Here is a 1,120-nt window from a genome sequence, read left to right as displayed (position 1 = left end):
GGAAACGCCCGGTTACATTCCGAACCCGGAAGCTAAGCCTTTCAGCGCCGATGGTACTGCAGGGGGGACCCTGTGGGAGAGTAGGACGCCGCCGAACAATCTTTCAAAGGACCCTTGGTCCAGCGTTCAACGCTGGACCAAGGGTCCTTTTTTGTTTCACCTCTTTTACGCCGAAGCGCGGCCATGGGTTGGTTGCGCGAGAATGACTAGCGGTACCCCGAAGACAGGAGTCACACCCATGTCCAACTCTCCCGACGATCGTCCGGAGCGCGAGCCTCGGCGCAACGACGGCGGTGACAGGGGCGGCTACCGCGGGGGCCGTGACGACCGTGGCGGCGACCGTCCCCCGTTCCGTCGTGACGACCGTGGTGCCAGTGGTCGTCCGTCCAGTGGCGGTGGCGGCTTCCGTCGCGATGACCGCGGCGGGCGTCCCGCCGGCGGTGGCGGCGGCGGTTTCCGCCGTGACGACCGCGGTGGCGACCGTCCCAGCTACCCCCGCCGTGACGACGACCGCGGTGGTCGTCCCTCCGGTGGCGGTGGCGGTGGCGGCGGTTTCCGTCGTGACGACCGTGGTGGGGACCGTCCGTCCTTCCCGCGCCGCGATGACCGTGGTGGGGACCGTCCGTCCTACCCGCGCCGCGATGACCGGGGTGACCGTCCCACCGGTGGCGGTGGCGGCGGTTTCCGTCGTGATGACCGTGGTGGGGACCGTCCGTCCTACCCGCGCCGTGACGACCGCGGTGGGGACCGTCCGTCCTACCCGCGCCGTGACGACCGCGGTGGGGACCGTCCGTCCTACCCGCGCCGTGACGACCGTGGTGAGCGTCCTTCGTACCCGCGTCGTGATGACGAGCGCGGTGGCTTCCGCGGCGGTCGTGACGACCGCGGTGGCGACCGTCCGTCCTACCCCCGCCGTGATGACCGTGGTGGGGACCGTCCGTCCTACCCGCGCCGTGACGACCGGGGCGACCGTCCCACCGGTGGCGGCTTCCGCCGGGACAACGACCGTCCCAGCTTCCCGCGCCGTGACGACCGTGGTGGGGACCGTCCGTCCTACCCGCGCCGCGATGACCGGGGCGAGCGTCCCACCGGTGGCGGTGGCGGCGGCTTCCGTCGTGAC

Annotated in this window: 1 rRNA gene and 1 pseudogene; both read left to right on the top strand. The window is 71.2% G+C overall.

Going from position 1 to position 1,120, the window contains the following annotated elements:
- Positions 1-97: ribosomal RNA gene (gene rrf, locus PV721_RS31030) — 5S ribosomal RNA — on the top strand; the annotation flags it as partial.
- A gap of 105 nt (positions 98-202) precedes the next feature.
- Positions 203-1,120, top strand: a pseudogene (locus tag PV721_RS31025) (hypothetical protein); the annotation flags it as partial.

The sequence above is a fragment of the Streptomyces sp. MB09-01 genome (genome assembly GCF_033794505.1).
Classification (GTDB): Bacteria; Actinomycetota; Actinomycetes; order Streptomycetales; family Streptomycetaceae; genus Streptomyces.
The sequence above is the reverse complement of the archived record's forward strand: the minus strand, read 5'-3'. Positions and strand labels throughout refer to the sequence as shown.